At 68.8% G+C, this 26,364-nt stretch carries 29 protein-coding genes and 1 tRNA gene; 14 read left to right on the forward strand and 16 right to left on the reverse strand.

All coding sequences use genetic code 11. The features are described from left to right. Positions 1-136: 136 nt before the first annotated feature. Positions 137-721, reverse strand: a complete 585-nt coding sequence (locus tag ACZ7KI_RS37935; RefSeq protein ID WP_470277836.1) for a hypothetical protein — start codon at positions 719-721, stop codon at positions 137-139. A 225-nt stretch (positions 722-946) separates the two neighbouring features. On the opposite strand from ACZ7KI_RS37935, the gene ACZ7KI_RS37940 reads away from it, so the two are divergent. Then, positions 947-1,225 carry a DUF3892 domain-containing protein gene (locus ACZ7KI_RS37940; protein ID WP_465506660.1) on the forward strand — a complete coding sequence of 93 codons (279 nt, stop codon included), beginning with the start codon at positions 947-949 and terminating at the stop codon, positions 1,223-1,225. 54 nt (positions 1,226-1,279) lie between these two features. Here the strand turns inward: ACZ7KI_RS37940 and ACZ7KI_RS37945 are convergent, their stop codons facing one another. The 3 genes from ACZ7KI_RS37945 to ACZ7KI_RS37955 all read right to left on the reverse strand — a co-directional run bounded on the left by ACZ7KI_RS37945 (position 1,280) and on the right by ACZ7KI_RS37955 (position 3,484). Beyond that, complete coding sequence (locus ACZ7KI_RS37945; RefSeq protein WP_470277837.1) at positions 1,280-1,612, reverse strand: type II toxin-antitoxin system PemK/MazF family toxin; 333 nt, start codon at positions 1,610-1,612, stop codon at positions 1,280-1,282. 154 nt (positions 1,613-1,766) lie between these two features. Next, positions 1,767-2,369: a response regulator gene (locus ACZ7KI_RS37950; RefSeq protein ID WP_470277838.1), complete on the reverse strand. Its 603-nt coding sequence runs from the start codon at positions 2,367-2,369 to the stop codon at positions 1,767-1,769. Further along, on the reverse strand, positions 2,366-3,484 hold the full coding sequence (locus tag ACZ7KI_RS37955) for a sensor histidine kinase (RefSeq protein ID WP_470277839.1): 1,119 nt from the start codon (positions 3,482-3,484) through the stop codon (positions 2,366-2,368). Before ACZ7KI_RS37955 ends, ACZ7KI_RS37950 begins: the two co-directional genes overlap by 4 nt. 162 nt (positions 3,485-3,646) lie before the next feature. Here ACZ7KI_RS37955 and ACZ7KI_RS37960 point away from each other — a divergent pair, with 162 nt between their 5' ends. The 3 genes from ACZ7KI_RS37960 to ACZ7KI_RS37970 are packed head-to-tail and all read left to right on the forward strand — an operon-like array spanning position 3,647 to position 6,750. Next, on the forward strand, positions 3,647-4,528 hold the full coding sequence (locus ACZ7KI_RS37960) for an ABC transporter ATP-binding protein (RefSeq protein WP_470277840.1): 882 nt from the start codon (positions 3,647-3,649) through the stop codon (positions 4,526-4,528). 27 nt (positions 4,529-4,555) lie between these two features. After that, on the forward strand, positions 4,556-5,275 hold the full coding sequence (locus ACZ7KI_RS37965; protein ID WP_470277841.1) for an ABC transporter permease: 720 nt from the start codon (positions 4,556-4,558) through the stop codon (positions 5,273-5,275). Positions 5,276-5,301: 26 nt separating this feature from the next. After that, positions 5,302-6,750, forward strand: coding sequence for an alpha/beta hydrolase (locus ACZ7KI_RS37970; protein WP_470277842.1), 1,449 nt, complete (start codon positions 5,302-5,304; stop codon positions 6,748-6,750). 94 nt (positions 6,751-6,844) lie between these two features. Here ACZ7KI_RS37970 and ACZ7KI_RS37975 read toward each other — a convergent pair whose 3' ends face one another. Both ACZ7KI_RS37975 and ACZ7KI_RS37980 read right to left on the reverse strand, forming a co-directional pair. Further along, complete coding sequence (locus ACZ7KI_RS37975; protein WP_470277843.1) at positions 6,845-7,330, reverse strand: NUDIX hydrolase; 486 nt, start codon at positions 7,328-7,330, stop codon at positions 6,845-6,847. Positions 7,331-7,532: 202 nt separating this feature from the next. Continuing rightward, a tRNA-Ile gene (locus ACZ7KI_RS37980) sits at positions 7,533-7,609 on the reverse strand. A 219-nt stretch (positions 7,610-7,828) separates the two neighbouring features. Here ACZ7KI_RS37980 and ACZ7KI_RS37985 point away from each other — a divergent pair. Then, positions 7,829-8,104, forward strand: a complete 276-nt coding sequence (locus tag ACZ7KI_RS37985; RefSeq protein WP_470277844.1) for a hypothetical protein — start codon at positions 7,829-7,831, stop codon at positions 8,102-8,104. 54 nt (positions 8,105-8,158) lie between these two features. Here the strand turns inward: ACZ7KI_RS37985 and ACZ7KI_RS37990 are convergent, their stop codons facing one another. The 6 genes from ACZ7KI_RS37990 to ACZ7KI_RS38015 form a co-directional block, all read right to left on the reverse strand. Next, a complete protein-coding gene (locus ACZ7KI_RS37990; protein ID WP_470277845.1) occupies positions 8,159-8,935 on the reverse strand; it encodes a polyphosphate polymerase domain-containing protein in 777 nt (258 codons plus the stop codon). Continuing rightward, positions 8,932-9,516, reverse strand: coding sequence for a DUF4956 domain-containing protein (locus tag ACZ7KI_RS37995; RefSeq protein WP_470277846.1), 585 nt, complete (start codon positions 9,514-9,516; stop codon positions 8,932-8,934). The genes ACZ7KI_RS37990 and ACZ7KI_RS37995 overlap by 4 nt, the downstream gene beginning before the upstream one ends. Positions 9,517-9,590: 74 nt before the next feature. Next, positions 9,591-10,253, reverse strand: a complete 663-nt coding sequence (locus ACZ7KI_RS38000) for a response regulator transcription factor (protein WP_470277847.1) — start codon at positions 10,251-10,253, stop codon at positions 9,591-9,593. Continuing rightward, entirely contained in the window at positions 10,250-11,647 is a 1,398-nt protein-coding gene (locus tag ACZ7KI_RS38005) for a sensor histidine kinase (protein ID WP_470277848.1), read from the reverse strand. The genes ACZ7KI_RS38000 and ACZ7KI_RS38005 overlap by 4 nt, the downstream gene beginning before the upstream one ends. A gap of 15 nt (positions 11,648-11,662) precedes the next feature. Beyond that, positions 11,663-11,929 (reverse strand): hypothetical protein, encoded by a 267-nt coding sequence (locus ACZ7KI_RS38010; protein WP_470277849.1) that lies wholly within the window; start codon positions 11,927-11,929, stop codon positions 11,663-11,665. Positions 11,930-11,999: 70 nt separating this feature from the next. Then, positions 12,000-13,148 (reverse strand): N(5)-(carboxyethyl)ornithine synthase, encoded by a 1,149-nt coding sequence (locus ACZ7KI_RS38015; protein ID WP_470277850.1) that lies wholly within the window; start codon positions 13,146-13,148, stop codon positions 12,000-12,002. A gap of 104 nt (positions 13,149-13,252) precedes the next feature. Here ACZ7KI_RS38015 and ACZ7KI_RS38020 point away from each other — a divergent pair, with 104 nt between their 5' ends. From ACZ7KI_RS38020 to ACZ7KI_RS38050, 7 genes are all read left to right on the forward strand, one after another. Beyond that, complete coding sequence (locus ACZ7KI_RS38020; protein ID WP_470277851.1) at positions 13,253-14,398, forward strand: CaiB/BaiF CoA transferase family protein; 1,146 nt, start codon at positions 13,253-13,255, stop codon at positions 14,396-14,398. 59 nt (positions 14,399-14,457) lie between these two features. Then, entirely contained in the window at positions 14,458-15,636 is a 1,179-nt protein-coding gene (locus tag ACZ7KI_RS38025) for an FAD-dependent monooxygenase (protein WP_470277852.1), read from the forward strand. A gap of 158 nt (positions 15,637-15,794) precedes the next feature. Continuing rightward, on the forward strand, positions 15,795-16,007 hold the full coding sequence (locus ACZ7KI_RS38030; RefSeq protein ID WP_470277853.1) for a hypothetical protein: 213 nt from the start codon (positions 15,795-15,797) through the stop codon (positions 16,005-16,007). A gap of 158 nt (positions 16,008-16,165) precedes the next feature. Then, complete coding sequence (locus ACZ7KI_RS38035; protein ID WP_470277854.1) at positions 16,166-16,753, forward strand: RNA polymerase sigma factor; 588 nt, start codon at positions 16,166-16,168, stop codon at positions 16,751-16,753. Further along, positions 16,744-17,313 carry an anti-sigma factor gene (locus tag ACZ7KI_RS38040; protein ID WP_470277855.1) on the forward strand — a complete coding sequence of 190 codons (570 nt, stop codon included), beginning with the start codon at positions 16,744-16,746 and terminating at the stop codon, positions 17,311-17,313. Before ACZ7KI_RS38035 ends, ACZ7KI_RS38040 begins: the two co-directional genes overlap by 10 nt. Further along, complete coding sequence (locus ACZ7KI_RS38045) at positions 17,303-17,710, forward strand: Asp23/Gls24 family envelope stress response protein (protein WP_470277856.1); 408 nt, start codon at positions 17,303-17,305, stop codon at positions 17,708-17,710. Before ACZ7KI_RS38040 ends, ACZ7KI_RS38045 begins: the two co-directional genes overlap by 11 nt. Continuing rightward, entirely contained in the window at positions 17,707-18,012 is a 306-nt protein-coding gene (locus tag ACZ7KI_RS38050) for a hypothetical protein (protein WP_470277857.1), read from the forward strand. Before ACZ7KI_RS38045 ends, ACZ7KI_RS38050 begins: the two co-directional genes overlap by 4 nt. 79 nt (positions 18,013-18,091) lie before the next feature. Here the strand turns inward: ACZ7KI_RS38050 and ACZ7KI_RS38055 are convergent, their stop codons facing one another. Both ACZ7KI_RS38055 and ACZ7KI_RS38060 read right to left on the reverse strand, forming a co-directional pair. Further along, complete coding sequence (locus ACZ7KI_RS38055) at positions 18,092-18,769, reverse strand: fasciclin domain-containing protein (RefSeq protein ID WP_470277858.1); 678 nt, start codon at positions 18,767-18,769, stop codon at positions 18,092-18,094. A gap of 89 nt (positions 18,770-18,858) precedes the next feature. After that, positions 18,859-20,424, reverse strand: coding sequence for a molybdopterin-dependent oxidoreductase (locus ACZ7KI_RS38060; protein ID WP_470277859.1), 1,566 nt, complete (start codon positions 20,422-20,424; stop codon positions 18,859-18,861). A gap of 317 nt (positions 20,425-20,741) precedes the next feature. Here ACZ7KI_RS38060 and argG point away from each other — a divergent pair, with 317 nt between their 5' ends. Then, entirely contained in the window at positions 20,742-22,190 is a 1,449-nt protein-coding gene (gene argG, locus ACZ7KI_RS38065) for an argininosuccinate synthase (protein WP_470277860.1), read from the forward strand. An 84-nt stretch (positions 22,191-22,274) separates the two neighbouring features. On the opposite strand, the gene ACZ7KI_RS38070 is transcribed toward argG, so the two are convergent. Both ACZ7KI_RS38070 and ACZ7KI_RS38075 read right to left on the reverse strand, forming a co-directional pair. Then, the gene (locus tag ACZ7KI_RS38070) at positions 22,275-23,564 is read right to left on the reverse strand and encodes an SON protein (protein ID WP_470277861.1); all 1,290 of its coding nucleotides are present in this window, start codon (positions 23,562-23,564) and stop codon (positions 22,275-22,277) included. A 96-nt stretch (positions 23,565-23,660) separates the two neighbouring features. Next, complete coding sequence (locus ACZ7KI_RS38075; protein ID WP_470277862.1) at positions 23,661-24,845, reverse strand: PQQ-dependent sugar dehydrogenase; 1,185 nt, start codon at positions 24,843-24,845, stop codon at positions 23,661-23,663. Positions 24,846-25,190: 345 nt separating this feature from the next. Between ACZ7KI_RS38075 and ACZ7KI_RS38080 the strand changes: the two genes are divergently transcribed. Then, the gene (locus ACZ7KI_RS38080; protein ID WP_470277863.1) at positions 25,191-26,348 is read left to right on the forward strand and encodes a thioester domain-containing protein; all 1,158 of its coding nucleotides are present in this window, start codon (positions 25,191-25,193) and stop codon (positions 26,346-26,348) included. Positions 26,349-26,364: the final 16 nt, after the last annotated feature.

A 26,364-nucleotide genomic window follows, 5' to 3' on the forward strand; every position in this document is an offset into this window, starting at 1 on the left:
CCCAGTACATGAAGGCCCCCATCACTGCGCCAGGCGCAAGCAAGGAGGCCATCATGTACTTCACGCGAGCAAGCCCGCAGGCCACGAGTAGGTACCTGAGAGAGGGTTCGTTCTAACGTCACTCGCCACTCACGAGTCAGGGGCGGCAGCGTTCGGCCGTCGCCGCGGCCGTCTTCAATTCCGGGGCCCCCAGGATGGCCGCGACCGGGTCGAGTGCGCCGTGCGTGTCCTTCTGGGCGGCCATGAGCCCCTCGACCGCACGGCCTTGCGCCGCGGTGTCGTCCTTTTTCGACGCGTCCAGGTCCGCCTTCGCCTTCACGGTCTTGTCGCGGGCCGCGGTGTACTTCGCGAGGAAGTCCTGCTTCGCCGTCTCTCCGGCCGGAACCGGCGCGGCGGGAAGGGCGGTGAGGCCGTCGACCGTCTTGGCCAGAATGGTCGCGTAATGCCCGAGCTGGGCGCTCGTGCTCTTCTTGATGGCCTCGATGGTTTCCCCGCCCGCCGACGGCATCTTGTTGTTACCGTCGACGAAATCCTTGACCGTGCCGCAGAATCCGTTCATCCAGGTCACCGCCGCGGCCTGATCCGCGACGGCGGACGAAGACGTCACCGGCGGGGGCGCCGGCGCGGCCTGCGGTGCCGGGTCCGGCGCGCAAGCGGCGAGGAGCATCACGATTCCCGCCGCACCCAGGAGCCCGGCCGATGTCTTGTGGGCAGCGCACATGTCTGTTTCCCCTTTCCTCCGGTCGGGTGTTCCCTACCGGCGGGAGGACTTTGACACGCCGGAACGGGCGCGGTCTGCGTCATCTGACGCAGAACGGACGGCCCGCGCTCGAACTCGTAACGTTCGAAGCACCGGCGCCCGGATGGCGTAACAGGGCGCGGACGGGCGGCGAGTACAGCATTACCCCTGTTCACTGCGAGGGCACCCAGCCGAAGAGGTAGCGCCATGGCCATCAAGATCATCGCATCGCGGCTCGAAGGTGGGAAATTCCACGAGAACATCACGAAACTGCGCTGGATCAACCCAGGCAGCGGCGAAACCGGCGAGAGCCTGGTCTCGGCGATCGTGGCGTGGATCGAGGACGACGACGGGAAAGCCTACGTCGACGAGGGGATCCACCGGGTGGCGGTGGAGATCATCAAGCCGACCTTCGGCCCCAAGTTCCTCCGCACGCGGGCGGACGGGATCTGGAAGAACAACCTGCTGGAACTCGAGCACTTCTGAGCCGAGCCATGTCCACAATGGACTGACCAGTACGAGGGCGTGGCGCCTCTCCGTCTATCCGAGCTCACCGAGACGGAGGGCGTCCTCGATCTCGCTGAGCTTCGCGGAGGACAGGACGGCCACTCGCTCGATCAGGTCGTCCCGGGACAAGGTGGTCAGCCACGTGCAGGGGGTAAAGCCCGGGCGTGGGAACGCCCACCGCAGCACGCCTTCGAAGGGCAGTCCTTCCAGGGCGCCGACTTGCACTTCGACACCCAGACCGCTGATGTCGACGCCCGCAGGAGTGACGACTTGCATCGCCCGGATCCTGGAGGCGTCGTCTGCCGCCAGCAGTACGACCAGCCGCCGCTCGTCGAACTCCACCCACCAGACCTCGCCACGCCGCACATGTCCTCCTGGCTCAGGACGGCAGGCGGATCTGCGCGCCCCTGACGCGTTGTGGAAAAGGGCGCGGCCACCGTTGCTCATCGGTGCGTGAAGACAAACGATCATGCGGTGGCCGCAGGTCACAGCGTAGACCTCTGCCCGGGTTGAACCCCGCCTACAGCCAGTCGTGTTCGCGGGCGTAGCGGGCGGCTTCGTGGCGGGTGCGGGTCTGGGTCTTCTGCATCGCGTTCGAGAGGTAGTTGCGCACGGTGCCTTCGGCGAGGTGCAGCTGCTTGGCGATGTCGGCCACCGAGTACCCGTCGCCGGTCACGCGCAGCACGTCGAGTTCGCGTTCGGTCAGTGGGCAGTCGTCGACGACGGCGAGGGCCGAGACGTCCGGGTCGATCCAGCGCTTGCCCTCGTGCAGGGTCCGGATGACCGAGGTGATGTGCGCGGGTTCCGCCGACTTGCTGACGAAACCCTGCACGCCCAGCTTCAGCGCCTTGCGCAGCACGCCGGGTTTGGCGTGGCGCGTCAGCATGAGGATCACCTGGTCCGGCCGCGTGTGGCGGATCCGCGCGACCGCACCGAGTCCGTCCACGCCAGGCATGTCCAGGTCGATGACGAGTACATCGGGCTGGTGCCGCAGGGTCGCTTCCACGGCCGTCTCACCGTCCTCCGCCTCGGCGAGCACGGTGATCTCCCCTTCGAGCGGCAGCAACGACGCGAGTGCCTTGCGTAGCAGGGCTTCGTCGTCGGCGAGTACCACGGTGGTCATCGGGCCTCCTGCGGTCGAAGGTGCGGGAACGCCGCGGCGGTGAGGAAAGTGCCGTCCTTCTGCGCCACGGTCAGCTCCCCGCCGTCACCGGCCACCCGTTCGCGTAGCGTGGAGAGCCCGCTGAGCTCGGGCAGCGGGGCGTCAGGCGCGCCGTCGTTGAGGATGGTGATGCCGGACTTCGACAGCGTGATCCGCACCTGCCCGGCCTGTGCGTGCCGCAGGATGTTCGTGGTCGTCTCGCGCAGGACCTGGCCGAGCAGTTCGCTCGCCTGGGCGTCGACCTCGGCTTCGCGGTCGACGCGCACGTCGATGCCCGCGGCCTCGAAGAGGTTCTTCGCGTTCTCCAGCTCCGCGGACAGGTTGAGCCGCCGTTGCGCGTGGGCGAGTTCCTTGGTCTGGGCGATGGTGTCGGCGACCAGCGCGTGGATCTCGCGCAGCTCCTCCTCGGCTCGCCCGGCGTCCGTGCGCACCAGCTTCTGGGCCAGCGCGATCTTCAGCTTCACCACGTGCAGCGTGTGGCCCTGGATGTCGTGCAGGTCGCTGGCGAACCGCATGCGCTCCCGGACCACGGCCAGTTCGGCTTCGCGATCCCTGGCCTCCTCCAGATCCTTCACCACGCCGTAGAACCTCTTGTTGGGGAACATGACCCCGGTCACCATCGCGGTGATCCCGGCGGGCACGATGAGCCAGCTGATCAGCCCTTCGGGTAGGGCGTCGTGGAACAGCAGCAGCCTCGTCGCGCCCACCACGGCGACGAAGGCGACCAAGCAGGCCGCGGCCAGGCCACGGAGGCGGGCGAGCTGGGGCACGACGTGCGAGCCCACGATGGAGAGGCCGAAGAACGCCGTTCCGGCGCCGGCCACGAAAGCCCCGTAGACCCATACCCCCGCGCTCACGAGCAGACAGGGGATCGCGACGCGGAAGATGTCGTTCGCCGTCCACCGTTCGAACGCCAGCAGCGCGGACACCACGCCGAGGGCCAGCACGAAGGCGTCCAACCAGGACCGCGCGTCCACCACCATGATCAGTGCCCCGACGGTCACGAGCACCGGGGAGATCGTGACGAGGTTCAGCCGTCGCAGCCGTCGCTGGGTTTCCGGGGTGTGCGCCGTCACCGGTCCGCACGCTGTGGTCGGGGATGCATGTCGCCCAGTATTCTTCCGCGCCCGCCGCGGCACCAGTGACGCCGCGTCACATGTTCACCCCAAGGAATGTCATGGCGAGGACGTGACGTGAGCGCACTGCCCGGAACGTGCGGCGACGGGTGGAATCAGGGCATGTCCACACCAGTCATCGAAGTTGACCGCCTCAACCTCAAGTACGGCGATTTCCACGCCGTGAAGGACCTTTCCTTCCAGGTACGGGCCGGGGAGTTCTACGCTCTGCTCGGCACGAACGGGGCGGGCAAGACCTCGACCCTGGAGACCGTCGAAGGCCACCGCACCGCTACCTCGGGCACCGTGCGCGTGTTCGGGCAAAGCCCTCGCGACCGCCGCGCGGTGCGGCCGCGCATGGGGATCATGCTGCAGGAGAGCGGTTTCTCGCCGGATCTGACGGTGCTGGAATCGGTGCGGCTGATCGGGAAGCTCGCCCAGCGCGTGGACCGGCCCGAGCGCGTGCTCGGCATCGTCGACCTCACCCGCAAGGCGGGCACGAAGGTGTCCCAGCTTTCGGGCGGGGAGAAGCGGCGGCTGGACTTCGCCACCGCCGTCTACGGTGCGCCGGAGCTGATCTTCCTGGACGAGCCGACCACCGGCCTGGACATCCAGTCCCGCGACGACCTCTGGACCGCGGTGGACCGGTTGCGCGAGGACGGTTCCACCATCGTGCTCACCACGCACTATCTGGAAGAGGCGCAGCAGCACGCCGATCGGATCGGGCTGATGCACCAGGGCACCTTCCACCAGGAAGGCACGGTCTCCGAGCTGACGCGGACCCTGCCGTCCGTGATCGCCTTCTCGCTGCCGGCCCCCGCGCCGGCGCTACCGCTGGGGGCCACCCGCGGGGGTGACGGCAAGTTCGTCATCGAGACCTTCGGCCTGCAGAAGGACCTGTACACCCTGCTCGGCTGGGCCCAGGACCACGCGGTGGAACTACGCGACCTCCAGGCCGGGCCGACGCGGCTCGACGACGTCTTCCGCGCCATCGGCAACGCCTGAAACCCCTACCGGACAAGGAAACCCGCCATGCTTTCGATCGCCATGAGCGAGCTGATCCAGATCCTGCGCAACCGGCTGGTGCTGGTCACCGGTTTCATCATGCCCGCCGCGGTCAGCGCGTTCTTCATCTACCGGCACGAGCTCTTCGCCTCGGTGGCCAGCCTCGGCTACATCGCGGCGGTGGTGATGTTCACCGTGGGCGCCTTCGGCCTCTACACCACCGCGGTGACCACGCTGGCTTCACGACGGCAGAACCTGTTCCTCAAGCGGCTGCGGTCCACGGCGGCGGCTGACGCGACCATCCTTTCCGGACTGTTGCTGCCGCTGACCGTCATCGCGCTGGTCCAGGTGGCGGTGATCATGACCGTGCTGGCCGTGGTCGCCGGTGCGCCGGACAACGTCCTCCTGCTGGTGGCGGCGGTGCTCGCGACGGTGGCGATGATGATCGGGCTCGGCCTGGCCACCGCGGGCCTGACGAACTCGCCCGAGCACGCCCAGGTGACCACGTTGCCGGTCAGCCTCGGGGTGATCGCGGTGGCCGGCTGGGTCGGGATCACGGGCACCGAGGACCTCACCCTGCTCAAGCGGCTGCTCCCCGGCGGCTCGGCGACCGAACTGGCCATCAACGCCTGGAACGGCGGCGCGGCCGTGACGGATTCGCTGATCCTGCTGGCGCCCACGCTGAGCTGGGTCGTGGTCGCCGTCGCGCTGGCCTCCCGGATGTTCCGCTGGGAACCACGCCGGTGACGAACACCCCACGAGGAGGAAATGGCATGCGCAAGTTCATCCCGGTCGTTTTCGCCGCCGTGCTGACGCTGACGGCGTCTTCGCTCCCCGCGGTGGCGGCAGTGGACACAGTGGACTGGGGCCCGTGCCCCGAAGGCATCACCGGGGCCGGTCTCGAGTGCTCGACGCTCGAAGTGCCGCTGGACTACCGGAACCCGGACGGGCCACAGATCGAGATCGCGATCTCCCGGCTGGCCAGCCCGAACCCGGCGAAGCGCCGCGGTGTGCTGCTGACCAACACCGGCGGGCCGGGCGGGGAAGGCCTGGCCTACCCGGCCGCCCTGCGTGACGCCCTGGAGCTGCCGCAGGAGGTGCTGGACAGCTACGACGTGATCGGCATCGACCCGCGCGGGGTCGCCCACAGCACGCCGGTGACCTGCGATCTGAAGCCGGAGCAATGGTTCACGAACATTCCCCTGCACGCGCGGAACCCGGCCGACGTCGGCGCGCAGGCCGAGCAGGCGAAGCTCGTCGCCGAGCAGTGCGGGAAGTCGGCGACGGCACCGCTGCTGCCGCACCTCACCACGGCGAACACCGCCCGCGACCTGGACCGCGTCCGTGAGGCGCTGGGTGAGTCCACAGTGTCCTATTTCGGCCGGTCCTACGGCACCTACCTCGGTTCGGTCTACACCACGCTGTTCCCGCACCGCAGTGACCGGTTCCTGCTCGACAGCGCGACCGGTCCCGGCGGCTGGGACGCTTCGTTCAGCCGGAAGTTCGGCGAAGGCTTCGAGGACCGGTTCCCGGACTTCGCGGAGTTCGCCGCCGCGCGGCCCGAGTACGGCCTCGGCGACACCCCGGCGAAGGTGACCGCGAAGTACTTCGACCTCGCCGCGCGCCTCGATGCGAAGCCGAGCCCGCAAGGCGTCAACGGCCAGGTGTTCCGCCAGGTCACCTTCGCCAAGTTCTACTTCGACGCGGAATTCCCGTCGCTGGCCGAGGCCTGGCACGCGCTGGACACCGGCAAGCCGGTGCCGGTGCCCACCGGGACCGCGGCGCCTGCCGCTCAGGTGCCCTCGGACAACTACCTCGCCAGCCAGCTGCACGTGATCTGCAACGACTCGGACTGGCCGGAGTCGGTCGGGACCTACCAGCGCAACGTCGCCATCGACCGGATCCGGCATCCGATGTTCGGCGCCGCCGCGGCCAACATCACGCCGTGCGCGTTCTGGCCGTCGGAGCCGGTCGAGCCGCCGGTGAAGATCAGCGACCGCGGCCCGTCCAACGTGCTCATCGTGCACAACCTCCGCGACCCGGCGACCCCGCTGTCCGGGGCCAGGCAGCTGCGGCAGGCCTTCGGCGACCGCGCCCGGCTGGTCACCGCCGACCAGGGCGGCCACCTGGCCTACCTGTACCTGGACAACCCGTGCGTCCACGACCTCTCGACGAAGTTCCTCGTCACCGGGGAACGCCCGCAGAAGGGGACGGCATGCTGATCGCCGAAGAGCTGCTGCCGGACCCCGTACGTCTCCACCGTCTGCCGTCAGATCGTTTTCCCAAGCACCGGCTACGCGGAGTACTGCCTGGCGTTCAGGTGGTCGACGAGCCGACCACGCGCCTGGCGATTTCCGCGTCCAGCGGGCTCATGTCCTTACTCACCGGTTGCGATGGCGGCCACCAGCAGAAGTCCAGCGCCTCGTCGTTCACCGTCAGCTGCGGCACGGCCTTGAGCCGAACCCGATAAACCGCAAGGAGTTCCCTGCGCATCGGCTTCGTGAGATCGAACTCGGCGACCGCGGCGAAGGCCAGATCCAACACTGGGATGCCAGTCTCCTCGCGCAACTCCCGCACGGCGGCCTGGCGCGGGGTTTCACCTGGCTCCCGCGTTCCCCCGGGAAGCTCCCACTGCTTCCGCCAGCTGTCGAACATCATCAGGACAGCGTCCGCGTGGGAGACGACGACCAACGAGGCCGACGCGGCCATCCGCCTGACCAGACGAGCCGGCTCCTCTTCCGTGACGAAACAAAAGCCGGCCAAGGCGTTGCCAAAACGATCACGGATTGGAAGTGCGGCCATGCCTTCGATCCAACACCGTCAGAAGCATGCGCGACGAGTCACTCAGGCGCGCAGCGACCGGCTCCGCAGAGCAGTTTTCCTGCTATCGGCACACCGGGGAGCCTTATTCGGGACGTCTGTGGCCTTCGTTCTGATGAGGCTACGCGCCGAATCCCTTGGCCAACAACCACTGCAAGGGACTGTATTCCTGGGGAACCCCAGGTGGTGGGCCGGGTCGGGCTCGAACCGACGGCCAAGGGATTATGAGTCCCCTGCTCTAACCAACTGAGCTACCGGCCCCAACGGTGTCCCGGGTCCTCCACGAGAGCCGTCACCGGCCCGCCAGCGGGTTTGCTAACGCACAGAAGTCCCAGTTCGCTCCAAGTTATCACAGCGCTCACCAGCCGCGATCGTCCAGGCCGCGCCCTAGACCAATCAGCTGGTTTCACCCGCGTTGGCGCGTTCACTCGTCTAGGTTGCAAGGACCAACGCCGAGTGCGGGCGGGGATGGTGAGATCCATGCCTGCCTTTCCAGCCGCACCACGAGTGCTTCGGATCTGGTGGCTCGCGCTCGGGGACACGCTGACCATCGGGATGGGCCTGGGGTATCTCGCCCATCGGTACAGGGAGGCGCTCGTGGCGAACTCCGTCGCCATCGGGCTCGGTGTCGTGGCCGTCCTCGGCGCCGCGTTGTTACTGAGGGCGAGCGTGCGGGTACTGCGGCGAGCCGGTTCGCGGATCGACGCGATCTTCGCCGAGGAATTGCGCGACCGGCCGTCGCCGCGGCCCCGCTAGCGGGATCACTCGCTCCTTTTGTGGACAGTCACCGTCCACCGGCGGCCGCGAGCGTCAGACCACGCCGAGCCGCCGCAGCGCCGGACGCCACCGGTTACCGCCGGTCGCCAGCCCCAGCGCCACCAGGCCCGCGCAGTATTTGCTCACCGACTGCTCCCGGATCCGCAGTTTCGCGAGCGCCTCGGTGACACTGTTGCGCTCGGTCGCCGACTTCACCTCCAGCAGGACGAGGTCGCTCCCGGCGGCGAGGCTTCGCGGCCCGGAGCGCCAGACCAGCGACGTGTCGCAGGTGATCCGCGTACGGCGGTCGGCGGTGACGAGGGTGGTCCGCCGGTAGTCCGTGATCAGCGCCGGGTGCAGCGGCCGGGGCGCGGGGCGGCCGTAGGCGGCGCTGAGGGCGTCGTCGAGGAATGTCAGCGCGGGCGCCGTCAGGCCGTGCGCCGACTCCGCCGGATACGGGCGGCGTACTTTCACCGTCTCGTCCCGGCGGCCGCTGACCTTGAGCTCGCAGTAGGTGTCGGCCGAGTCGGTGTAGGTGCGGGTGCGGATCTTGAACCGGCGCCGCCGGTCCTGCCGGTGCGCGCGGTAGATCGCCAGATCCGGGGTGTCGAAGTAGGTCGACGAGTAGCCGGACACCCGTCGCCCGTCGATCTCCAGGCAGTGCAACGACGGGCCGATGGCCTGGGCGACGGCGAGGAAATCGTTGAGCCGCACCACGTACTTGCGGTCCGTCCGGCTCATCAGCCCGCTCGTGGCGACGACCTCGGTGAGCGACAGCGGCGGAAGGCCGTTGGCCACCGCGGCGACGGTGGCCGTTCCCCGCGCGCTCATCGGGTACCCACCGGGGCGCCGTGGACGACCGGCGCGGCGTCCGGCCGGAACCGGACGTCGACGACGGTGACCTCGCGGACATAGTCCACTTCGGACACGGTGTGCCGCACCACGGTTCCGCCCAGCCGGGCCCGCAGCTCCATCAGCATGGTCTGCTCGTCGGGGTACACGGTGTCGAGCACGACCGTCCGCCACTGCGGCCCGCGGGTACGGGACGGGTGATCCGCGACGTACATGACGGCGAGCAACAGAACGTTGAAGACGGCGACGATCCGCCAGTCCGCGGACGGCAGCCCGTTCACCAGCCCCAGCACCAGCGCCACGAAGTAGTACGCGACCTCCTGCTGGGTGATCGAGTCGGACCGCAGCCGGATGATCGACAGCACGCCGAACAGGCCGAGGCCGAGCGCGCTCGCGGTCGACACGGACAGCAGCACGGCGACCGAAACACACACGCCGACGTTCAACGCGAGGTAGGCGCAGGCGAGGTCACCGCGGTGGTGACGACGGGCGTAGATACCGTAGGCGAGGATCACGGCGACGACGAGGTCGACGGCGAGATGAAGCAGTGTCGTGGTCATGGAAACCACTGTGCCGCCTCGAAAAGAGAGCACCGTGAGAGCCGGATGAGAACCGTCTCATCAGGACTCGGGAGTCAGGACTCGCCGAGCCGGTACCCCATCCCCCGGACGGTTTCGATCCGCTCGGCGCCGATCTTCCCGCGCAGGTAGCGAATGTAGACGTCCACGACGTTCGATCCGGGATCGAAGTCGAAGCCCCAGACACCACCGAGCAACTGTTCACGCGACAGCACCTGCCCACGATTGCGCAGCAACGTCTCCAGCAATGCGAACTCACGCGCGGTGAGGTCTTTTTCCGCTCCCGCCACCGAAACCTTCCGGGTGCGGAGGTCGAGCGTGAGGTCTCCGGCGCGCAGCACCGCCGCTTCGGTCTCCGGGTTCCCGCGCAGCCGCAACCGGATCCGGGCGAGGAGTTCCTCGAAGGCGAACGGTTTGGCCAGGTAGTCGTCCGCGCCGCCGGAGAGCCCGGCGACCCGGTCGACGACGCTGTCGCGCGCGGTCAGGATGATCACCGGCACTGTCCGGCCCGCCGCCCGTAGCGCCCGCAGCAGATCCGAACCGTCGAGGTCCGGCAACCCGAGGTCGAGGACGACGAGATCATGCGCGCCGGTCAGCGCCTCGGTCAGCCCTTCCGAACCGGTCCGGGCCCAGCGGGTCGCGAATCCCTGCGCTCGCAGGCCTTTCTCGACGAACGCGCCGATCCGGGCGGAATCCTCCACCACCAGCACACTGGTCACCGGTTTTCACCTGCTTCGACGGAGACGGGGATTTCGATGCTGAACCGCGCGCCTTCTCCGGGCACGGTGTCGAGCAGGACGCGACCGCCGTGCGCCTCGGCGATCGCGGCGACGATGGGCAGACCGAGTCCGGCGCCGTCGTCGCCGCTCGAATTGCTGCCGCGTTTGAAGCGTTCGAAGATCCGGCTCCGCGAATCGGCGGGGACGCCTTCCCCGGTGTCGCGGACCCAGAGCCGCGCGGTCGCCGCGGTGACCTCCGAGCCGAGCGCGATCTCCTGGCCGGGCTCGGTGTGCCGGACGGCGTTGGAGACCAGTTGCAGCAAGGCCTGCGTGAGCCGCTGGCCGTCCGCGCGGACGGCCACCTCCGCGACCGCGTCGAGCCGCCAGGCGCGTTCGGCCAGCGGCCGGGATTTGGCGAGTGTCTCGACGGTGAGGTCGGCGAGGTCGACGTCGCCGAACGCGACGAAATCGGGGCTGCCGGATTTCGCGAGCACCAGCAGATCGTCCACGATCCGTTGCATCCGGCCGAGTTCGTCGAGGACCAGATGCCGGGTGGCCGCGTTCTCCCCGGGATCGTCACCCATCAGTTCGAGGTGACCGCGGACGATGGTGATCGGCGTGCGCAGTTCGTGCCCGGCGTCGTCGATGAAGTCGCGCTGCCCGGCGAAGGCGCTTTCGAGCCGGTCCAGCATGGTGTTGAAGGTGCGGCCGAGCGCGGCGACGTCGTCGGAGCCGCGGACCTCGATGCGGCGCGACAGATCCGTTTCGCCGATCTGTTCGGCCGCCAGGCGCACTTCGCGGACCGGGGCGAGGATGCGGCCGGCGACCAGCCAGCCGATCAGCCCGGCCAGTACGAGCGCGGCGCCGGACATCGCGGCCATGACGCCGATGACGTCGTTGATCTCGCCCGCCGCGTGGTCGACGAACTCGACGATCACGAAGGCACCGCGTCCGGGTGAGCCTTCGATGGTCACCGGGACCACGCCGTAGCGGGCGGAGCCGACGGCGGTGGTGACGGTGCCGTACGCGGGAGTGGTGGCTCGTGCCAGCTCGGCGACGAATTTCGGGTCGGTGTCGAGCCGGACCGGGGGCTCGATGGCGCTCCGCCTCGACGCGGTGCCGTCGATGATCGAGAAGAAGGTCTCGTACTTCTCCGGCAGGTTCCGTTCGAGGTGACGGCCGAGGACCGCCTCGACGGTCACCGTCCCGCCCGCCGGGCGGGCGTCCGGGGAAGCCAGGAAGACGCGGAGCTTGCCTGCCTCGTGCGCGATCTCGTTGTCGAGCCGCTGGTCGAGCTGGTTGTGCAGCACCGTGCGGGTCGCCAGCAGCGATCCGGCGAGCGCCAGCAGCACGACCAGCAGGACCCACGCGAGGATCCGGGCGCGGGCGCTCATCGACGGCGACCCCGCTCAGTCGTCGAGGTCGAAGTCGGAATGATCGTCCACGTCATCCGGGTCATCATCGGGGTCGTCGTCGTGCCCGGCCAGCCGGGGCGGCACCACCGCCGGCGGGGCCCCGCCCTCGACGGGGCCGTTGACGGCCTGTCCCGCGGGGGCGACGACCGCCGGTCCGAGCTCGGGCGGCGAGGCGGCGGTGGCCGCGACCACGGCGAACGTGCCGGCGGCCGCTACCACGACGGTGGCGGCGCCGGCCAGCAGGAGAATTCGGGATCGCATGAGGTTCAGCGTGCCCGGTGCGGGTGAGCCGTCGATGAGGGCCGGATGAGAACTTTCTCATCCGGCGAGTTCACCGCCGGGCGTGCGGATACTCCGGCACCCGATCCTGGAACGCCAGGATGTCGGTGTTGCGGATCGTGCCCTCGCTGATCTCCACGGCCCGGTCCAGCGTCGGATCGGCGGCCCAGGCGGACGGGCCGTCGAGCACCTTCTCCAGATGCGGCAGCAGGGCGCCGCTGATCTCCCACGAGGCCGAATCCCAGAGGTAGGACGGGCTGTGGTCGACGGCGTAGTAGGTGGTGCCGCCGACCTCGAAGGTGGGCTCCATGAACGTCGTCGGCTTCGCCCAGCTGAACCCCATGGCCTCGTCGCAGGAAACGTCGACGATCAGGCTGCCGGGTTTGAACGCCGCGAGGTCCTCCTCGTTGAGGAACGTCAAGGGCGCCTTCGGGTCCTGCAGGACACAGTTGACGACGATGTCGTGCCCGGCGAGGAACTCCGCCAGCGGCACCCGGCCCTCTTCCGTGATCGCGTGACTGCGGCGAAGATCGGCCGGGCCCTTCAGATCGTGGTCGAGATGCACGATGTTCGCCGAATGGATCGGCGAACCGACCGCGGTGACACCTCGGTGGGTGAGCACGTGCACGTCGTGGATCCCGTGCGCGTTCAAGGCCGTCACCGAGCCACGCGCCGTCGCCCCGAAGCCGATCACGACGGCACGGAGACGGCGGCCGTAATCACCGGTCGAGCCGATCAGCTGGAGTGCGTGCAGTACCGAGCAATAACCGGCCAGCTCGTTGTTCTTGTGGAAAACGTGCAGCCCGAAAGAACCGTCGCTCCGCCAGTGGTTCATCGCTTCGAAGGCGATCAACGTCAGCTTCTTGTCGATGGCCAGCTGCGTGAGCTTGTCGTCCTGGACGCAATGCGGCCAGCCCCACAGGATCTGCCCGGCCCGCAGGTCGGCCAGATCCTCCGCGAGTGGTTTGGCAAGCAGGATGACGTCACATTCAGCGATCAGTCGTTCACGGGACCACAGGCCGGCGACGAGCGGCGTCAACTCCTCGTCCGAGATGCCGAATCGCTCTCCATACCCGTTTTCGAGGTGGATATTTCGCCGCAGCGCGGGGTCGATCCGTTCGAGATGGCGCGGATGGATGGGAATTCGTCGCTCGTTTTCTTTGCGCGAGCGGGAAATTACGCCGAGAGTGAGTTGGTCCACGTGGGGCCCCTTAAATAGACCTTGATTTAAACATACGCGCTTTTTACGACGTCAGGTCAGGCCCATTCGCGCCACCGGCCGTCGCGGCCGCATAGGGTCGGCCCATGCCCGACACCGCACTAGGCCCGCTGCGCGTCCTCGATTTCTCCCGGGTGCTGGCCGGGCCGTTCGCCACCATGCTCCTCGCCGATTTCGGCGCGAAGGTGGTCAAGGTCGAGCGGCCGGGTACCGGCGACGACACCCGCAGCTGGGGGCCGCCCTACGACGCGGCGGGCCAGGCGACCTACTTCCAGTCGGTGAACCGCAACAAGACGAGTGTGGCGCTGGACCTCGGCGATCCGGACGACCTCGCCAAAGCCCGGGCGCTGGCGCTGGAGGCCGACGTCGTGGTCGAGAACTTCCGGCCCGGCGTGATGGACCGGCTCGGGCTGGGACCGGACGCGCTCCGCGCCGCCAATCCCGGGCTGGTCTATTGCTCCATCACGGGGTTCGGTTCCGGCGGCGGTGCCGCACTGCCCGGGTACGACCTGCTGATCCAGGCCGTCGGCGGGCTGATGAGCATCACCGGCGACCCGGACGGCGAACCGCAGAAGGTCGGCGTGGCGCTGGTCGACGTGCTGGCCGGGCTGTTCGCGAGTGTCGGGATCCTCGCCGCCCTCCGCCACCGCGACCGGACCGGCGAGGGACAGCGTGTCGAGATCGACCTGTTGTCCAGCCTGCTCGCCGCGCTGGTCAACCAGGGCAGCGCGTACACCTCGGGTGGCGCGGTCCCGGCGCGGATGGGCAACCGGCATCCGAGCATCGCGCCGTACGAACTCCTCCCCTGCGCTGATCACGAGATCGCCCTCGCCGTCGGCAACGACCGCCAGTTCGCCGCGCTGTGCGAGGTCATCGGCCTGCCGGGGCTGGCGGGGCAGGCCAGGTTCGCGACCAATCCGGCTCGTGTCGAACATCGCGCCGAGCTCCGCACGCTGCTCGAAGAGCACCTGAGCCGCCGGACGGCCGCCGAGTGGGCGGCGGAACTGAGCGCGGCCGGGGTGCCCGCCGGGGAAGTCAACGACGTCGCGGGCGCGTTCGCTCTCGCGGAGCGGCTCGGCCTGAACCCGACGGTCGATCTCCCCCGGCCCGACGGCACGTCGGTGCGGCTGACCCGCAACCCGATCGGGCTGTCGGCGACACCGCCCCGGTACGAGACGGCACCGCCGGACGACCCCGGGCAGCTCACCCTTCCCCTGCCCGGCTGGGGCTGACGGGCGACGGTCAGCGGTTCGTCAGCACTTCGTCAACGACGGCAGCGAAGCTCCCGGTCATGACGAACAAGACAGTCCTCATCTCCGGTGCCAGCATCGCCGGGCCGTCACTCGCCTTCTGGCTTTCCCGCCAGGGCTACGCGGTCACCGTCGTCGAACGGTCGGCGGCGCTGCGCACCGGCGGCCAGGCGGTCGACTTCAAGGGCGCCACGCACCGCACCGTGCTGGAACGGATGGGGATCCTCGACGAGGTCTACCGTCGCCAGACCGGCGGCCATGACCAGACCATCATCGACGCCCGGGAACGACCGCTCGCGGTCATGCCCGGCGAGTTCACCGGCGGCGACGTCGAGATCCGGCGCGGCGATCTGGCCGAGCTCCTTTACGAACGGACGGCTCAGGACTGCGAGTACGTCTTCGGCGACTCCGTCACCTCGCTCACCGAGACCGCGGACGGGGTCGACGTCACCTTCGAACGCGGCGCCCCGAGGCGGTTCGATCTCGTTTTCGGCGCGGACGGCATCCACTCGGCCGTGCGGCGCCTGGCGTTCGGTCCCGAGGCCGATTACGTGCGGCACCTCGGCCACTACTACGCCTTGGTCGAAACCGGCGAGCAGGACGACTTCCGCGGCGCCGGCGGCATTTCCCTGATGTACAACGAACCCGGCCGCATGGCGGCCACCGGCGGGCCCAAGGCTTCCGCCTTCTTCGTGTTCGCCTCCCCCGAACTCACCTACGACCGCTACGACCTGGCTCAGCAGAAGGAGATCCTCCTCGCCGCGTTCGACGGCGGCGGCTGGCGGCTGCCCGAACTGATGGAGGCGGTGAAGCGGTCGGACGAGGTCTACCTGGATTCGATCAGCCGGGTCACGATGGACGGCTACTCCTCCGGCCGGGTCGCGCTCGTCGGGGATTCGGCCTACGGCAACACTTTGGGCGGCTTCGGCACCGGCCTCGCCGTCGTGGGCGCATACGTCCTCGCGGGTGAACTCGCCGCGGCGGACGGGAATCACGAGGTGGCCTTCCGCCGCTACGACGAGAAGCTCCACGGTTACGCCAAGATCGCCCGCGGCGCCTCCGCCGGCCAGTTCCTCGCGCCGTCGACGAACCTGCGGATCAGCCTGCGCAACCAGATGTTCCGCCGCCGGTCCGTTCTGCGCGGGATGCTGTGGCTGACCGACAAGTTCGCCACCGACATCGTCCTCGACGACTATCCCGCGCTCGCCAGGCAGGACTGATTCACAACGGCGGCGCGGCTCCCAGGCCCGGGGTGCCTTCGTCGCCGTGCTCGGCGACCTGGAGGAGGAGCCCCGCCGCCACCCGCACGATCTCCCGTTCGGCCGGGGTCAGCGTCTCCTCCAGGGCACGGGGCCAGCCAGCGGTTGCCGTCGCGCATGTGGGCGCGCAACGCGGCGCGACCGGCGTCGGTGATCGCGATCCGCTGGGCGCGGTCAATCCGATGACCTACGTCAGCGAGGGCCTGCGTGGCGCGCTGACCCCGCAGGTCCCGCATTTGCCCGGCTGGCTCTGCGGAGCCGCGCTGACCGTCGCGCTCTTCGTGTTCACCCCCGTGGGTCTGTGGGCGTTCCGCCGCCGGGCGGTCACCTGACTTCCGGGTGCGCGATCTCCTCCGCCGTGTTCGGCTGGTCATCGGGACATCCGGGTTTCCCGCGTGACGTTTCCGGGGAAGCCGTGTCTTACGGGTGTCACCGGACGTGGGTGACGTGAAGGGAGCTTCGGCATGGCGGCACTGCACAGGTGTGCTGGATGACGACGTCGGCGAAAGAGGACGTGACCGCACCCGCCGCCGGTGAGACGGTGCTGGACGACGTGACGCTGGTCGCGCGGGCCCGCGACGGCGAGATCCGCGCGTACGAGCAGCTCGTCCTGCGGTTCCAGGGGAACATGTACCGGCTGGCACTGCGGATGCTGGGGAACAAGGGCGACGCCGAGGACGTCGTCCAGGAGGTGTTCCTCGTCGCTTGGAGACGGCTCGACCAGCTGCAGGAGAACGCGGCGTTCGTCGGCTGGCTCTACCGGATGACGACCAACCGGTGCCTGAACGTCATCCGCGCCAGGAAACCGGTGGCCGACGTCGAACTCGACCAGCAGGAGTCCGCCGGTTCCGCCGGGCGGCCGGACCGCGCCGCGGAGACGAGCGCGCAGATGGCGGCCTTGACCGGGGCGCTGGACCAGCTGACCGCCGAGCAACGGGCCTGCTGGCTGTTGCGGGAGGTCCACGGCAGATCCTACGAGGAGATCGCGAAGGCGATCGGGGCGACCACCACCGCGGTGCGCGGACGCATCGCACGAGCACGAGCACAGTTGGCGGAGGTGATGGCGCCATGGCGATGAACCACGCGACTCAGGACTACCTTCTGCCGTGCGGCCGTGATGTGGAACAGGTCTGGGAACGGCTCGACGAGGTCGACGCCGGACGGGCGGACGCGCACGAACTCGACTGCCCGCATTGCCGGGCCACCCGCGAAAGCCTCCGGGTGCTGCGCGGGCTGACCCACGAACTCGCCGACGACGACACCGAGCCTTCACCCGATCTCGTCGGCCGGATCATGTCCGCGGTCCGCGCCGAGGTACGGCGCCGCGACCTGGTGCCGCTGGCCAGCCCGGAACCGGGCGAGGTCCAGGTGAGCGACCAGGCCGTCGCCGCCGTGCTGCGGTTCGCCGCGGACACCGTCGACGGCGTCCGTGCCCGGCACTGCCGGGTCCGGCGATCGGCGGAAGACCCCTCGGACGCGCCGGGCGTGGACGTGGAATTGAGCCTCGCGATAGCGCACGATTTCGACGGCGACTCGCTGGACGTCGTCCGGGAACGGGTCACCGCGGCCGCGGGCGCCCGCGTCGGCATCCGGCTGACCCGGCTGGATCTGGTGGTGGAGGACATCTATGACGCGTGAGCAGCCGACGGCCCCGGCCGGGCAGCTGGCGGAAACGGTGATCGCCCCGCCGGTGATCGCGGCGGTCGCCGCGCACGCCGCGGCGAAGGTCCCCGGTGTGGCCCGGCTGGAACCCGGCCTGCGCGGGCTGGCCGGTTCGCTGACCCGGATCGCGCGGCAGCGGATCAAGGGTCTCGACCCGGCGCCGACCGAAGGGGTCCGCGCGTTCGTCGAACACGATCCGCCGGACGTGCGGGTGGAGATCGATCTCTCGGTCACCGGGCTGGACCAGACCGCCGCGACCGCGCAGGCGGTACAGCGCGCGGTCAGCCGCGCCGTCACCGAGGCCACGGGGCTCACCCCCTCCGCCGTCTCGGTGACTGTTTTGGACATCGAAATCCGTGGAGGACTGTTGTGACCGCACGTGCCGAACTGACCGCGTCGCTGCTCAGCGCGCTCCGCGACATACCGGGACTGCGCGCGGCGACGCCGTCCACAACGGCCGTCGCGGCGAATCTGCCGTGGGACATCGACGTGATGGCCGTCGACATCACCGAGGACGTCGTCGAGATCCGCGTCGTCGCACTGAGCGTGCCGATCCCGCCGCTGACGGAGACCGCGGGCGCCGTCCTGCGGGCCGTACTGGCCGGAACCCCGTGGGAGAACGCGAGCCTGCGGCTCGTCGTGACCGATGTGGACGCCGCCGCGCTGACTCCCTGACTTACTGAGGTACTGACTCACGACGATCGCGGTGGCCGCGCCCGAGGGCGTGGCCACCGCGATCAGTGTGGGGAGGAGGTCAGTTCTTGTTGGTGCCGGGGGTGAGCACCTTGTCGATGACGAAGACGGTGGCGTTCTTGGTGGGGATGTTGCCGCACAGCACCTTGGCGCCGTTGACGGTCATGTTCTCGCCGGAGCCTTCGATCTTGACCGGGCCGCCCGCGGTGTTCAGGCTGTCCACCGACTTGGTGGACTCCAGGCCCTTGGCGTCGTAACGCTTGCCGACGACGTGGTACTGCAGGATCGGGGCCAGCTGGTCCGGCTTGCCGGCGAGCTCGGCGAACTTCGCGTCACCCAGTGCGGCGAAGGCGGGGTCGGCGGGCGCGAACACGGTGATGGCCTGCTGGCTGTTGAGGGTGTCGACCAGGTTGGTGGCCTTGACAGCGGCGACCAGCTTGGTCAGCAGCGGGTTGGTCGAGGCGGCGCTGGCGACCGGCTGCGGGCCCATCGAGTCCAGCGAACCGGGCTCGTTGCCCTGCGGCAGCTTCGAACAGGCCGGGCCGAACACGTCGGCGTTGGTGGTGACCCCGTCACCGGAAGCGGCACTCGACATCGGGGCCGACATCGAAGAGGACGGGGCGGGCGCGGGGGCACTGCTGGAGCTGCCGGACGAAGCGCTGTCGTTGCTGCTGCAGGCGGCCAGGGCCAGCGCGGTGACCGCGGTGAAACCGATTCCTGCGACGCGAAGCTTGCTCACGGAAAATCACTCCATTTGTTTTTTCGGGTTCTTACCGGGTATTCGGATCTGTCACGGGATCGGATTGCCCCTCTTTCGAGTGACCCCGATCACCGGGTGGTGAAAGTGATGGTGTGCCAGCCCGTCGCCCCGTCCGGAACCGTTCCGGCGCGGGCGTCGGTCTGCGTGTAGCCGGATTTGTCGATCGCCCTGACGACGGCCTGATGACTGCCGGCCGGGAGGTCGAATTCGGTCCACCACATCCGCCAGGTGTTGCGGCCCACCTCGCGGGAAAGCGTTGCGGGCTGCCAGTTTCCGGAGCCGACACGGACTTCGACGCGGTCGATGCCGGTGTGCTGCGCCCACGCGACACCCGAAATACGGACCTTGCCGGCGGATACCGTTTCGAATCCTTTCGGACTGTCGATCCTGGACTGTGTTTTGATCGGGGCCTGTTCGCCCCAGCCGCGGTCGAGCCAGTACGCCCGGCGCGCTTTCCAGGTCGTGATCTCGAGATCTTTGACCCATTTAGTCGCCGATACGTAGCCGTAGAGACCGGGGATGACCAGGCGGGCGGGGAAACCGTGTTCGACCGGCAGCGGTTCCCCGTTCATCCCGATCGCCAGCATCGCGCCCCGCTCCGGATCGAGCGCGGCGGCGACCGGACTGCCGGAGGTCCAGCCGTCGACACTGGTGGAGAAGATCTGCTCGGCACCGGGGAGGATTTCGGCCTCCCGCAACAGATCCCCGAGATCGATGCCGATGAAGTTCGCCGTGGACACATAGGTACCGCCGACTTCGTTGGACACGCAAGTCATGGTGATCGTGCGCTCGATCAGCGGCCGGTCCCTGATGTCGGAATAGCTGTACCGCGTTTCGTTGGCCACCATGCCGTGCAGGCGGAGACTCCAGTCCTCGGTCCGGACCTGCGGTACGGACAGGGCCGTGTCCACGCGATAGAAGTCGCGGTTCGGAGTGAGGAACGTCGGCGTGCCCAGTTTGGCGAAATCCGCGTCGGCCGGGATCGGCGGCGCCGCGCGGACCGGCACGAGCCGCCCGACGGCCGCCCGCGAGGACTCGGCGTCACGGCTTCCGGCGAGGAGCTGTCCGCCGGCTCCCGCCGCACCCGCGGCGACGACGGCACCCGCCCCCGCCAGCAGCACCGACCGGCGTGACGGGGAGGCCCCGCCTTCCGGCGCCTCTTCCACCGCGAGCACCCTCGCCATGGCCAGGCGGTGCAGCCAGAAGAACACGGCCACCCCGGCGACCAGGCTGGCCAGCGGCGCCACCAGCGCGACCGTTGAGAGGTCAGGCCGCTGAGAGACGGCGAACCCGCCCAGCAGACCGAACGCGGCGATCAGCACGAGCCCCGGAACGGGCGACCGGCGCGAAGCGACCCCCGCCGCCGCGGCGGCGAGCACCATCACCACGGCCATACTGCCGAGGAGTACGAGTTTGTCGTAGACGCCGAACGTGCGGACCGCGAAATCCTTCAGCTCCACCGGCGTCAGGTCGATCGCCCCGTTGCCGACCGCCAGGTACGGCGAGGCGTTGGCGTTGATGAAGCCGGCGACCAGATGCCCGGCCGCCAGTGCCGCGGCGAGGGCCACGACGCCGAGCGCCGCCGCCCCGAACAGGGGGAGGCGTCGATCCTGGCTCGCTCGCGAAGTCTTCATGTGAGGTATTCGCGGCCGACCCGGTCGCGGACTGGTTTTTCTTGGAATACAAGGAAAAACGCGAATCCGCAGAACACCTCGTGGAGTATTCGAAGCGAGCGCGCCCGCGGACAGGTCACGAAACAGACACGGGCCGGCCTGCGGTGCGCGTTCCCGGCTCGTTCAGGGTGACCAGCCTCCCAAGCCCTTATCGAAGGGGTACGGCGCCCGCGCCTCGACCCACGACAGCCGTGTCGTCCTGCCCGCCACCACCCACTCGAGTTGCCCTGCTCACCCCGGCTTGCATGGTCATACACACCTATGCATATACTTCCATCATGTCCAAGGTACTCACCTCTCTGCCTGTCGGCGAACGCGTCGGGATCGCCTTCTCCGGCGGCCTCGACACCTCGGTAGCGGTCGCGTGGATGCGCGAGAAGGGTGCAGTGCCGTGCACCTACACCGCTGACATCGGCCAGTACGACGAGCCCGACATCGCCTCGGTCCCCGGCCGGGCGAAGGCCTACGGCGCCGAAATCGCGCGTGCCGTCGACTGCAAGGCCGCGCTGGTCGAGGAAGGGCTCGCGGCGCTGGCCTGCGGCGCCTTCCACATCCGCAACGGCGGTCGCACCTACTTCAACACCACCCCGCTCGGCCGCGCGGTCACCGGCACCCTGCTGGTGCGCGCGATGCTCGAGGACGACGTCCAGATCTGGGGCGACGGCTCCACCTTCAAGGGCAACGACATCGAGCGGTTCTACCGCTACGGCCTGCTCGCGAACCCGTCCCTGCGGATCTACAAGCCCTGGCTGGACGCCGCGTTCGTCAGCGAGCTCGGCGGCCGCAAGGAGATGTCCGAGTGGCTGCAGGCCCACGGGCTGCCGTACCGGGACAGCACCGAGAAGGCCTACTCCACCGACGCGAACATCTGGGGCGCGACCCACGAGGCCAAGTCGCTGGAGCACCTCGACACCGGCATCGAGATCGTGAACCCGATCATGGGCGTCCGGTTCTGGGACCCCGAGGTCGAGATCGCGCCGGAGGACGTCACGATCGGCTTCGAGCAGGGCCGCCCGGTGACCATCAACGGCAAGGAGTTCGCCACCGCGGTCGACCTGGTTCTGGAGGCCAACGCCATCGGCGGGCGGCACGGTCTCGGCATGTCCGACCAGATCGAGAACCGGATCATCGAGGCCAAGAGCCGCGGCATCTACGAGGCGCCGGGGATGGCGCTGCTGCACGCGGCGTACGAGCGGCTCGTCAACGCCATCCACAACGAGGACACCCTCGCCAGCTACCACAACGAGGGACGGCGGCTCGGCAGGCTCATGTACGAGGGCCGCTGGCTGGACCCGCAGGCGATGATGCTGCGCGAGTCACTGCAGCGCTGGGTCGGCGCGGCCGTCACCGGCGAGGTCACCCTGCGGCTGCGGCGCGGCGAGGACTACTCGATCCTCGACACCACCGGCCCGTTCTTCAGCTACCACCCGGACAAGCTGTCGATGGAGCGCACCGAGGACTCGGCGTTCGGCCCGGTGGACCGGATCGGCCAGCTCACCATGCGCAACCTCGACATCGCCGACTCACGCGCCAAGCTCGAGCAGTACGCCGAGCTCGGCATGGTCGGGGGTACGCACCCGACGCTGATCGGCGCCGCGCAGGCGGCGTCGACCGGGCTGATCGGGGCGATGGACGCGGGCGGCGCACAGGCGATCGCCTCGCGCGGCAAGGCTTCGGGCGACGACGAACTGCTCGACCACGCCGCCATCGAATTCGGCACTGACTGACCCGAAAACAACGGGACGCGAAAGCGCCGGGCGCGCGGCATCGAAGCCGTTCGCCCGGCGCTGTCTCGTTTTCCGGTCGAGGGGCTACTTGCCGCCGACCTTGGACCGCCGCTCCGCCAGTTCGTCGACGAGCCGGGTGATCTCGACCTCGCCGATCGCTTCGGCCAGCACGGAAACCGCCGCGATGCTCTGGATCTGATACTGCACCGGCACTCCACCGGAGGCCCGCGACCGCGCCTCGGCGTCCGCCTTCTTCTCCGCTTCGACGGAGGCGAAGACACCGCCGGCGCCGCCGTTGACACAACTGATCGAACCGGATCCGTTCAGCGGCAAGGTCGCCGTGTTCCGGCAACTCCCGGCACCGCGGCCCTCGATGGTCACGTTCGCGGTCATGGTGGCGTTGACCTGGCCGGTGACCTTCCCGCCGCTGTTCGCCGACGCGGAGTTCGACACGTTGGCGGTCACCGTGCACCCCGAGGTGCTACAGGCGACCGTGGCCGCGCCGTCCATGTCGAACCGCACGCCGGTGTCGACCGCGCCGGAGAGCTTCTTGGTGTTCGACACCAGATCTTCGTAGACGGCGTCGGTCTCCTGCGGCGACAGAGCGTCCACATCGGACTCGCCCATGCCTGCGCCCGAGGGGAGCTGAGGTCGCGATTCCGGTCCTGGCATCGTCGGCAGCTTCGGGACGGACGGCATCCCTCCCGGCACCTTCACCGTGTACCGGAGCAAACGATGTGGTGCTTCCTTCGAGACGTAGAGGTCTCCAGCGGGCGTGCTCGCCTTGATCGCCGGGACGTCCCGGACCGACTCGTTCTGGTCGCCGTCGATCTCGCCTGCCCGCTCCAGCGCCTCGCGCAACCGGGCGGCGAGTTTCTCCGGCGCTTCGAACTGCTGCAGCACCGGGCCGAACAGCGCTTCTTCGCCGGTGATCCAGCGATCCTTGAGGTCTTCGGCGGCCGACGAGTCCGCTTGCGAGCCGGGCAGCATGCCGTCGGGCGCCTTGAAGTAGACCTTGCCGCCGACGACGAGGATCTCGATGTTCCGGCCCTGGAAGGAGATCGTGCCGGACGTCTCGCCGAACGCCGTCGTCTTGACGTCGGTCTTGATCATCCCGCCGACGGCGGAGGTGTTGTTGCGGACCGCGGGCGCCGAAGCGAGTCCCGAGAGCGCCTGTTCGAAGGGTTCGCGGCCCGCTTTCGAAGGCCACAGCAGCCAGGTCGTCAATCCGGCGACGAGCACGACCACGAGTCCGGCGATGCCGCCGAACAGGAGCCACCGCTGGGACTTCCGGGCGGGCGGCGCCGGGGCCGGTTGGGGGACCCAGCCCTGCGGCGGCCACTGCGCGCCTTCGGGTGGGAATGTGTGCTCCACGTCGCCTCCATCGCTGAATTCACCAGACGGCATCACGCTATGGAGGAATGATGAAAACTTGATGAAACGCCGGCCGGATCCTCGGCCGCGCCGGGTTCACCCCTTGCGGGCGAACGAGATCCGGTGCAGCCCGCCGGGCTGCTCGTCGGCCAGGTACAGCTCGCCGTTCTGGTCGGTGCCGAACGTGGTGGCGTCGAGCGGGAACTCGCCGATCCGGGCGCTTTCGTAGCTCCCGTCGGCCTTCTTGCGCACGGCCCAGGCGGTGCCCTGGCAGAAGTCGGTGGCGAGGTAGGTCCCGCCTGCCAGCGAAGCGTGTTTCCTGCCGCGATAGACGTACCCGCCGATCACCGCGCAGCCTTCGGCGCCGGAGACGTAGTGGAAGACCGGATCGGTGTAGCTCGCGCCGTCCTTGCACCGCTCCTGGTCGAACACGACCGGGCCCTCCTTGCAGGACCAGCCGAAGTTCGCGCCGCCCTTGCCCGCGGCGATGTGGTCGACCTCCTCGAACCGGCCCTGGCCGACGTCACCGATCCACAGCGAGCCGTCTACCGGGTCGAAGGAGAACCGCCACGGATTACGCAGCCCGTACGACCAGATCTCCGGCCGCGCGCCGGCGACCCCGACGAAGGGGTTGCCCGCCGGGACGCAGTAGCGCAGCGGACGGCACGCGCGGCTGACGTCGATGCGCAGGATCTTGCCGAGCAGCGTGTCCAGCCGCTGCCCGCTGGCCAGCGGATCGGCCGCGCCGCCGCCGTCGCCGATCCCCCAGTACAGGTATCCGTCCGGGCCGAACGCGAGTTGACCGCCGTTGTGGTTGGGGAATTCCGAATGCGGCTGAGTCAGCAGTTCGGTGAGTTCGCCGGTGTCCAGCCGGACCCGCCCCAGCGTCACCGCGCTGTCGGATTTGCGGGTGTAGGCGACGTAGACCCGCTTGTCCTTGGCGACGGCCAGCCCGAGCAGCCCGCGTTCGACGTCCGCGCCGTTCACCTTGTCGCTGATGTCCAGTACCGGTTTGGCGGCGAGCCCGGTGCGGGGATGGTAGGCCCGGACGACGCCTCTCTTCTCCACGACGAGGATCCGGCCGCTCCCGTCGTTGAGCGCCGTGATCGCGGTCGGATTCACCAGCCCGGACGCGACCTTGGTCGCCGTCGCGGTCAGCTCGCCGAGTGGAACTCCCCCGGCTACCTGGGGTTCCGCACTGCTCGCCGTCGGAAGGAGTGCTCCGGCCAAGGCGAGCCCTGCCACCAGGGACAACCCCCGGCGAAGGTGCCATCGCGTCATGTGGACTCCAATCACCGTTGAATGGTCTGGTCCAATTCAACAGCGGCTGGAGCAGCAGTGGTACCTCCGGATGCGAGCTTCTTGTCGGTTTGTTTCCCCCGTCGTTCTTCGCGGCATCCGCGCGTCGGTCATCTACTCGCCCAAGATCGTTTCCGGTGCGTTCATCCTTCTTTCGGGGCAATTCGGACATAGCCCATGCCCTGGAGTAGCCACTTGTGTGACCTCTGTATGCTCCGCTCTCGCTCGATGGGATTAGTCATCCCCTGTTCGGGCGAGCCGTTGCGGTCGGGGCCTGTGGTCGCACACGGCACTGGCATTCGTGGTCCGTATTCGGATGGGAGACACATGCACGGCAGGTCAGTTCTGGTTCGCGGCGGGATCGCGGTGGCTTCCGCGGCCGTCGCGCTGACGATGGCCGCTCCGGCCGCCCTCGCCGAAGACGGCGCGGCGCGTGGCCGGGTCGTCGACGGCGTCGGCCAGAGGGGCTACAGCGTCAACTTCGGGGACCCCAAGCACTACGTCCCGCAGTTGTTCGAGCTCAAGCTCTCCGACGGCAGCAAGCTCAAGATGTACTGCGTCCAGGTCGAGGTCGGCATGCGCACCGACCAAGACATGATCGAGCGCCCGTGGAACAAGTATCCGGACGCCGCCTCGCCGTTCAACAAGAACAACGCGAAGATCAACTGGGTCCTGCACCACGGCTACCCGGTGGTCGGCCTGAAAGCGCTCGAAGGCACTCTCGGCAAGAACTCGGTCAAGCTCAACGACGGTCTGACCGCCGGTGAAGCCGTCACCGCGACCCAGGCCGCCGTCTGGCACTTCAGCGACGGCAAGAACCTCGACCGCGAGAAGCCGCTGATGGACGCCGACGCCAAATCGTCGGCCGACGTGCTGGCCCTCTACGACTACCTCACCGGCAAGGACAACGCCGGTATCGGGCAGCAGCCGAAGCCGACCCTGGACATCGGCCCGGCCAAGGCTTCGGGCGCGACCGGTACCCGGATCGGCCCGTTCAGCGTCGCCACCACCGGTGACATCACCGAGCTGACGAGCAAGCTGCCCGAGGGCGTCAAGGTCACCGACACCGACGGCAAGGAGATCAAGGCCGGCGCCATCAAGGACGGCACCAAGGTCTACGTGGACGTTCCCAAGGACGCCAAGGACGGCTCCGGTTCGTTCGCCCTGAAGGTCAGCGGTCACCTCGACACCGGCCGTCTGTTCGTGGGCGAGAACTACGCCAAGGTCCCCGCCCAGTCGCTGATCGTCGCGGAGTCCGAGAAGACCTCGGTCGTCGCGAACGCCACCGCGACCTGGAAGCAGGGCGGCGCGCCCGCCACCGACACCCCGGCCCCCACCACCCCCGGTGGCGCCGAGTCGGGTGGCGGCAACGAGCTGGCGAACACCGGCGCTTCCGCGGCCCTGCCGCTGACCATCGGCGGCGCGCTCCTCGGCGCGGGTGTGCTGATGGTGCTGCTGGTGCGTCGTCGCCGTAGCGAGGCGTAACAAAGTCTCATCGAAG

It is taken from the genome of Amycolatopsis sp. NPDC039088, from assembly GCF_055598845.1.